Here is an 8,506-nt window from a genome sequence, read left to right as displayed (position 1 = left end):
TCTGAGGTAAGGAATTTAGAAGGAGCGCTTGGTCCATTAAAGCCTAGGAGAGTGTATGCTGATAAGGGTTACTATAGTAGCGAGAATAAGGAGCTATTACGTAGGAAGGGGATTAAGAATGGCATCATGTATAAAGCAGCAAGGAATAAAGGGCTGAGTAGGCTAGAGAAAGTATTTAACAGGTTAGTAGTCACAGATATTTGGTAGAACAGGCTTTTGGTACATTGAAACGAAGGTTTGGAATGACCAGAGCTACCTATATGACATTGCAAAAGGTTAAGGCGGAGGTGATAAGAAAAGCCATGGCATTTAACCTGTTAAAGGCCCTAAATCTGAGTGTGAAACCTACTTGATAGGAGAAAAAAGGGACTCTTATTATGTTGTGTTAATTATTTATAATAAAGTACTCCGATAACTTAACATAGTCTGACAAAATATAACACAATGTTCATACCTTACTCACACCACAAATAAAAAAACAAAATCATGCAGAGGTCTCCTTTAGTAGTGCGTCTGTTGTCAATTTCGAGGGCATAATTTTACAACCTTAATCAAAGGCTTAGTGTTTCAAAACACTTATGCTATCATCTATAAGTGGTACTGATACATGTAAAATTTTTATGGACTTCAATAGCATCATTTCATACGCTCAACGCCATAACGCCTCTGACATTTACTTCATTGAAAATCAGCCACCAATCGTCAAAATCGGTACTGATATTAATAAACTGAAAGTAGCTGTGCTCACTCAAGAGGATATTGTAAACGTTCTCAGTAATATCTTTACAGTAGAGCAAAGACAGGATCTACAAAATCTGCCACATTTTGATACTTCCTATACTGTTTTAGGCCAAGAATACAGAGCAAGGGTAGAACAAACTGTATCAGGACCATGTGTGTCTCTAAAAACAGTATCAAAAGAAGTAAAAAATCTACAAGATTTGTTTATTCCATCAGTAATCGAGAAATTGTTGAAAATAAAAGATGGGTTGGTAATAATAGCAGGTACAACAGGAGCAGGAAAAACCGCAACACTAGGAGCGATTGTTAGTTATATTAACAATCAAGATACTAAACACATAGTGTCTTTTCATGATCCAGTCTTGAATCCTTACCCCTCAAGCAGATCTTTTATTATTCAAAAAGACATTACAAAGCATGCAACATCTCTTGAAGAGGCCGTAAAGTCAGCCATGCAAGTTAGGCCGGACATCATTTGTATAGATATCAAAGAGCCGTTAAAAGGGATTAAGTCAATATTGTACGCAGCACAAATGAATCACGCTGTCTTTGTGACACTAGATGCTTCATCATCTGTTCATGTTCTTAGCATGATCATTGATGCTTTTCCTCCAGAAGATAGGGAGGGAGTACGCAAAGTACTTGCTTCACATGTGAAGGGGATCATAGTCCAGCAACCCTTAAACAGACAAGATCAGCAGGGTGTCATTCCAGCATACGAAATAATGCTTAATACAAATGAGGTAAGAGAAGCAATTGTTGGAAATAGATTGTACGATATACCTCTGATAATAGGCGCTCAGGCCACACAGGGCATGGTCTCGATGTCACAATCTGTGCGCAATCTATACCAGAGGGGACTCATTACAGAAGACCTCGCCAAAGAGCATTTGCAGGATAGCCATGACGATGAAACACCTCTCAGCTTTTTTGAGTTTTCTGGATACATCGACAGTGAGTTTTAGTCAGTTTTGTAAGGCATGCCATATTCATAAGCCCGTCTTGTATCCGTTACCCCTCAAGCAGCTCTTTTATACCAATTCTCATTTTTAAATGATCCAAAACGGATTTTGTGAAACTCGGCTCTGCGCACGTATTTCAATACGCTTACGCAGCCTCATCCTCAAATCCATTTGCCTGATTTAATCTGAAATGTGGTATTATTATCAGAGACCTGTGTGTACAGCGAGTTGAATAATAACTACCTCTCCTTCTATCTCAATCGTTTCCTCATGTTTCGTATGTTGTGATAATGGTGAAAGGCTAATACATGTAGCTAAAGTCTGCTCCATGATGTAGTCACGCCATTCCTTCAATATTCCCTCTACGTTAGGCAGCTTCAAATACAAATCAATCTTATCCGTAATTTTAAGATTTGCGTTTTTTCTTGACTGCTGTACGGCTCTAACTATGTCTCTCGCCATTCCCTCAAGCCTTAAGCTTTCTGTAATGTTTAGATCAAGCTTTACCAATGCATCTTTTGCAAATAAAGAAGCAATGCAACCCATGTACTCAGGCTTTGGTTCAAGCGTCAGTTCAAACTCATTCTCACTAAGTGTGTGCCCAGCGATTGCGATTTTGCCATCAACGTGCTCCCACACACCATTCTTACTAGCTTCCAGTATTTCTTTTACAGCGTGTGGTATCCTTTTACCAACCACAGGAAACTTAACCTTTAATTTGTACGATGCATATTCGCTAATTTTTGATCTATCAAGATTTTCCCAAGCCTTGACGTTAATTTCATCCAGTATCAACTGCTGCAGTGTCACATCGATCGCGTTATCAGTAACACCTATAAACGTTACCAAGTTTAAAGGCTGCCTTGTTCTGATAGAGTTTTCGTTCCTAATGTGTAATGCCGCATTACATGCAGCTCTTACACTTTCCATCTCGGCTATCAGTGCACTGTCTATGGGATACTGGTTAGTGTCTGGAAACCTTTCTAAGTGAACACTTCCTTTGTTACCCTGAAGCCCTAAAAATACAGCTTCAGTCAGTAGTGGAAGCAAAGGCGCCAATGTCACTACAGAAAGATGAAGAACGCTAAATAGTGTGTTGTAAGCGCTAAGCTTATCTAAATCACGTTCTGCCTTCCAAAACCTTTGTCTAGAACGCCTAATATACCAGTTGTTTAAAGTATCAAAAAAGGCTTCAAATTCACGCGAAGCTGTTGGCATGTCATAATTATCCATCGCCGCCTGAAACACCTTGATACTTTGAAAACATCTGGAAATGATGTACCGATCCATCATGTTGTTTGAAGACAAATCGAATAAACCAACGGCGTTATCAGCATTTGCGTACAACACAAAGAAGTTATGAGCATTCCACAGAGGTTTAATAACGTTTTTGATACTGTCTTTGATGCCTTTTGTATCATTGTCTATCACCACTTCCTGACCTCGCATCACAGAAGAGGAAAGCATATACCACCGCATCGCATCAGCACCAAGAGTATCAAAAACAGTGGTCGGATCTACATAGTTTTTAAGGCGCTTGGACAGTTTTTGCCCCCCGTCTCCAAGTATGACCCCATGACATATGCAGTTTAAAAATGCCGGCTTATCAAACAATGCAGTAGCCAGTACGTTCATCGTGTAAAACCAGCCCCTTGTCTGTGCTAGGTACTCCACCACAAAATCTGCTGGAAAATGTCGCTCAAACCATTCCGCATTTTCAAATGGATAATGCAATTGCGCAAATGGCATCGATCCGCTTTCAAACCAGCAATCCAAAACGTATGGTACCCTCCTCATTTTAGACTTGCCAGTAGGATCCTTGACGTTATCTCTAACTAACGTATCTATGAACGGCAAATGTAAATCCTCAATAGTCGTATTAAATGCTGCCTCCAGCTCCTTAATTGAACCATAGACCTCGATATTTGGATAATTTGGATCATCGCTCAGCCAGATTGGAATAGGACATCCCCAAAACCTATTGCGGGATATAGACCAATCTTTAGCGTTCTCTAGCCACTTACCAAATAATCCATTTTTGATATGATCAGGAATCCAGTTGATCTGCTGATTGTTTTTTAGTAGCCGCTCTTTCAATGCCGTAACGTTAAGGTACCAAGAAGACACAGCCTTATAAATCAGCGGTGTGTCAGTGCGCCAACAATGCGGATAGGAGTGAATATACGTTTCTGTTTTGATCCAATTGCCCTGCACCTTTAAGGCCTTAACGATCTGGTCGTTGGCCGCAAACACCTGCAGACCTTTTAGATCATCAACAGGAGACGTAAATTTTCCCCCCTCGTCAACCGGACATACAAGGTCTATATCGTGTTGTTTGCACAATTCATAGTCGTCTTCTCCAAAACCAGGAGCAATGTGCACAATGCCTGTACCATCACTTGAGGTTACAAAGTCCCCGTGCAATATTTTAAATGCGTTCTGATGATTTTTAAAATAAGGAAATAGTGGATAATAAGATATTCCTACCAGATCCACGCCCCCAATGATCATGAGGATATCACCACCTATTTCTTTTTCGTACCTCTTAAGCAGATCCTCGCACACTATTAAAATCTCGTCCCGCACGCTCACACATGCGTATCGCAAGTCTCGGTTTACAGCTAGTGCAAGATTTGAAGGTAGTGTCCAAGGAGTCGTGGTCCACACAAGCAACTTACACTTTTTGCCGTATCCGCTCAATTCTAGTGGCGTTGTGATAAGCTCAAATGCTACAGTAATTGCTGTACTGCTTTTTTCCCTGTAAGCGTTATCCATTCGAGTTTCAAAATCTGATACCGGTGTCTCGCAAGCCCAGGAATAAGGCATTACTCTCATTGATTCGTATATAAGCCCCTTGTCATAAAGCTGTTTAAAAGCCCATATGACACTCTCCATGTACTGTGGCTCCATCGTTTTATAGTCGTTTTGAAAGTCGACCCAACGTGCTTGCCTCGTCACGTATTCTTCCCACTCCCTCGTGTACCTAAGCACAGATTCCTTACAGCTCTCATTAAACTTACTAATTCCATATTCCTTGATGGCTTTCGTTCCTGCTAATCCCAATTTTTTCTCTATTTCCATCTCCGCAGGTAATCCATGACAGTCCCATCCAAAACGCCTTTCCACTTTTTTGCCACACATGGTTTGATACCTAGCTACAGCATCCTTAATAAACCCTGTTAATAGGTGTCCATAATGTGGTAAACCGTTGGCAAAAGGAGGGCCGTCATAAAAAACATAGTCAACTTCCCCTTTAATAGACGCCTTAAATGTGCCTTGCTCAGACCATCTTTTAAGAACGTCTAATTCTATACTTGGTAAGTTGAAATTAGTGTCAACTTCTTGGTAATTGCTCATGTTTATGCCGTTTTATAAAAGTTTAACTGTCGTGTATGTGATCTGTCAGCAGTTTTTCTATCTCTTCTACCGTATCGTGAACCCAGGTCTCTTCTTTGCCCTCTACCATAATCCTTATGACTTTTTCCGTCCCGGATGCTCTGATGGATACACGTTGTTCAGAGTGTTTGGATTGTATTTGAGACAGTTTTTCAATTACTTTGGGATGTTCCAATGGATTGTTGTTTTGAAACTTTAGGCTCCTAAGTACCTGTGGATAAGGTTCAAAAATATTAACAAGTTCACTCAACTTTTTGCCGCTTTCCACAAGAATCAACAACATTTGAAGTGCAGCAACTATGCCATCACCAGTTGTAGCGTAGTCTCCCATTATGATGTGCCCAGACTGCTCCCCACCAAAGTTTGTACCATGTGTCAACATCGCTTCCCTCACGTTTCTATCACCTACCGCAGTGCGAATAGTTTTGATGCCGTATTGGTCTAGATAATCACATAAAGCGGTGTTTGACATTTCTGTAACCACTATAGCTCCACCAATAAGCCTTCCCCTGTCCAATAAGCCTTTCGCGATCATTCCTATGACTATATCACCGTGCACTATTTTGCCCTGCTCGGTGACAACCACCAATCTGTCACCATCCCCATCCAGGGCTATTCCTATGTCCGCTCTAAGCTCCTTGACCTTAATAGCCATTACTTCCGGAGCAGTTGCCCCACAAGCTGCATTAATGTTAAAACCATTTGGCTCCGCAGCGATAGGTACAACCTCAGCCCCCAGCTCCCAAAGGATGGTAGGTGCAAGATGATATGCCGCACCATTTGCTGTGTCTAGAACAACTCTAAGACCCGACAGGCTACTTGACTTAGTGACCGACGATTTGACATGCTCTATATACCTACCAGGTGCGTCTTCCAATCTCCTTGCCCTTCCCAATTGATCAGACTGTACCAGGTACTTATTAATGTCATCGTCCAGTATCATGGTTTGTATCTTGTTCTCACACTCATTCAAAAGCTTTTCTCCGTTTTTATTAAAAAGCTTTAAACCATTGTCATAATAAGGGTTATGGGAGGCAGTGATCATGACACCAAAATCAGCTCTTAAGGCTTTTACCAGCATCGATATCGCAGGTGTAGGAATAGGTCCGACAAGTATCACATCTACTCCTACACTTATAAATCCAGCAGTGAGCGCTGGTTCCAAAAGATATCCAGATAATCTTGTGTCCTTGCCTATCACCACTCTGTTTTTATGGCCATCTTGTTTGTAGTATACACCAGCTGCAATTGCGAATTTTAAAGCTATATCTGCAGTCATAGGATACTGGTTTGCAGGCCCCCTAATGCCATCTGTACCAAATAATTTTACAGTCATTGTCTTAATAATCTTATGTTATGAGGTTTAAATCTATTATGGGTTGTGCGAAACGGATTGATATCTATTCCTCCTCTTCTGGTAAATCTTCCATATACGCTCAATATTTGGGGCTCACAGCTGTTCATGATGTCTACAAAAATTCTTTCAATACAATTTTCATGAAAAGCGCTATGGGACCTAAAAGATATGAGATATTTGAGGAGCCCATCACGGGTTATTTTATTACCTTTGTATACGACAAGAATAGAGCCCCAATCCGGTTGTCCAGTTACAGGGCAGGTCGATCTAAATAAGTGAGAGATCAATGCCTCCTCCACATATTCGTCGGAGGTGGCAAGAGCATTAGTTGCAATTTTGTCCAACTCCACATCGATCTCTGTATCGTCTATCACAACCCCCTGCAGTTCTTCCGGAAAATACTGAGTTGATACTGATTTCAACTTAACCAACACAGAAGTGCCAGAAGTTTGAGACAAATCTTCAATTATATGGCGTTCAACCGTGAGTTGGTCCTTAAAAACAGTATTATTGAAAGAATTAAAGTACATTTTTAAAGACTTTGATTCTATCAAAAATTCAGATGAAGCGGGAATAAGGATTTCCGCGATTCTGACCTCCGGTTTATTACTAGCATTAAGCCATGAAAGCTCGTAACAGTTAAGTATATCAACGCCGTCCATTGGACTAGTGCACGTAGGAAGAGTTCTCCTTTGCACTTCCCTCGATATCCGAAACAACACAGAGCTGTCATATCTGTTTGGGGAAGTAGTAACTTTTCCTAGAGGTGAGTGGGAAAGCGACATGCTAATAACAAACTTTGAGAGACTTTTTTGTAGGTAACATTACCATTATTTGGTCTCACATTGCAAGACACTTCTTAGTTGAGAGGAGCTGCTATACTCTTTTTTGATTTTTAAAAAATACCAATCAGTGTGTTTTGCAGCACCAGCATCATCATTGCTATAAGCATTTGAACCGCTAATAATAGACGAGGCTGAGTACATAGCGCCCGCTTTGGAATTGCGGAGATTTTGTATATGCTCTCCCCTGTCAAACACCACTACAGGTAGTAGCTCAAAAATTCTCCACCATCTGTACCATTTGTGAATCTGTAGCATGTTGTCTGCACCCATAATCCACATAAACTCTGTTTTAGGATGCATTTCCATGATCCTCGCAATAGAGTTGGCAGTGTAGCAGTCTGGAAAATGTCGCTCTATGTCGCTTACTATAATTTTCCTTGAACATGCTACGCTTTTAGCAAATGTCACTCTCTGATCCAGTGACGCTTTGATATTTAGAGCTTTTAAAGGATTTTGCGGCGATACTAGCCATACAACATAGCTTAAATGTAGTCTTTTAATCGCCTCCAAGCTGATGTGGCAGTGACCAGTGTGTGCAGGGTTAAAAGAGCCGCCTAAAATTCCTACTCTAATGTTGGCATCCCGACATGGAATAACACTGAGCCTGGCCATCTAGTGGGTTACTACAGTCGGTATTCCATACCCATGCTGCAACCTGTCGTTGATCTCGTCCCACTCGTCTTGCCACGCTATGGGTTTTAACTCTTCTACCAAAGCTAAGTTTAGAACCTTATCGGCTTCCTCAACCAGAACGATATTTAGCTGACTTTTGACATTATCTGGAATCTCTTCTAAATCCTTTTTGTTTTCGTTTGGTAAAAGTACTGTCTTGACACCACCACGTATAGCCGCCAAAAGCTTTTCCTTTAAGCCTCCTATTCCCAGCACTCTACCTCGCAATGTTATCTCTCCAGTCATTCCAACGTCGTTTCTCACCGGAATGCCAGTCAAAGCAGATACAAGAGAGGTAAATAGTGCTATACCTGCTGATGGCCCATCTTTTGGAGTGGCTCCTTCAGGTACGTGTATGTGAATATCACGTTTTTTAAAGAGGTGTGGATGAATACCAAATTCATGCCCCTTGGAACGCACATAACTTAAAGCTGCTTGAGCTGATTCCTTCATGACATCACCTAACTTACCGGTAATCCTTAACTCACCTTTACCAACCATGGTAAGCACTTCGATTGCCAGGATGTCACCAC

The 8,506-nt window shown here is 41.1% G+C and carries 7 protein-coding genes and 1 pseudogene; 3 read left to right on the top strand and 5 right to left on the bottom strand.

What is annotated here, in order from left to right; all coding sequences use genetic code 11:
• The 3 genes and pseudogenes from EDM53_RS06520 to EDM53_RS04365 form a co-directional block, all read left to right on the top strand.
• Positions 1-207: pseudogene (locus tag EDM53_RS06520) on the top strand (hypothetical protein); the annotation flags it as partial.
• A 35-nt stretch (positions 208-242) separates the two neighbouring features.
• Positions 243-353, top strand: coding sequence for a hypothetical protein (locus EDM53_RS06515; protein ID WP_277986532.1), 111 nt, complete (start codon positions 243-245; stop codon positions 351-353).
• A 267-nt stretch (positions 354-620) separates the two neighbouring features.
• On the top strand, positions 621-1,706 hold the full coding sequence (locus EDM53_RS04365; protein ID WP_165379642.1) for a type IV pilus twitching motility protein PilT: 1,086 nt from the start codon (positions 621-623) through the stop codon (positions 1,704-1,706).
• Positions 1,707-1,907: 201 nt separating this feature from the next.
• Here the strand turns inward: EDM53_RS04365 and ileS are convergent, their stop codons facing one another.
• The 5 genes from ileS to EDM53_RS04340 all read right to left on the bottom strand — a co-directional run.
• Positions 1,908-5,060 carry an isoleucine--tRNA ligase gene (ileS, locus tag EDM53_RS04360; protein ID WP_130122445.1) on the bottom strand — a complete coding sequence of 1,051 codons (3,153 nt, stop codon included), beginning with the start codon at positions 5,058-5,060 and terminating at the stop codon, positions 1,908-1,910.
• A gap of 22 nt (positions 5,061-5,082) precedes the next feature.
• Positions 5,083-6,435: a phosphoglucosamine mutase gene (glmM, locus tag EDM53_RS04355; RefSeq protein ID WP_130122444.1), complete on the bottom strand. Its 1,353-nt coding sequence runs from the start codon at positions 6,433-6,435 to the stop codon at positions 5,083-5,085.
• Positions 6,432-7,241, bottom strand: coding sequence for an NADPH-dependent 7-cyano-7-deazaguanine reductase QueF (gene queF / locus EDM53_RS04350; protein ID WP_130122443.1), 810 nt, complete (start codon positions 7,239-7,241; stop codon positions 6,432-6,434). Before queF ends, glmM begins: the two co-directional genes overlap by 4 nt.
• A gap of 45 nt (positions 7,242-7,286) precedes the next feature.
• Positions 7,287-7,913, bottom strand: a complete 627-nt coding sequence (locus EDM53_RS04345) for a nicotinate-nucleotide adenylyltransferase (RefSeq protein WP_130122442.1) — start codon at positions 7,911-7,913, stop codon at positions 7,287-7,289.
• Positions 7,914-8,506: S16 family serine protease (locus EDM53_RS04340; RefSeq protein ID WP_277986531.1), on the bottom strand; the 593-nt coding region annotated here is incomplete at its 5' end.

Origin of the sequence: Rickettsiales endosymbiont of Peranema trichophorum, from assembly GCF_004210275.1 — a bacterium.
In the GTDB taxonomy this organism is placed as follows: domain Bacteria; phylum Pseudomonadota; class Alphaproteobacteria; order Rickettsiales; family Midichloriaceae; genus RICK02.
Note: the sequence above shows the minus strand (reverse complement) of the source record. Positions and strands in the feature narration are given on the sequence as shown.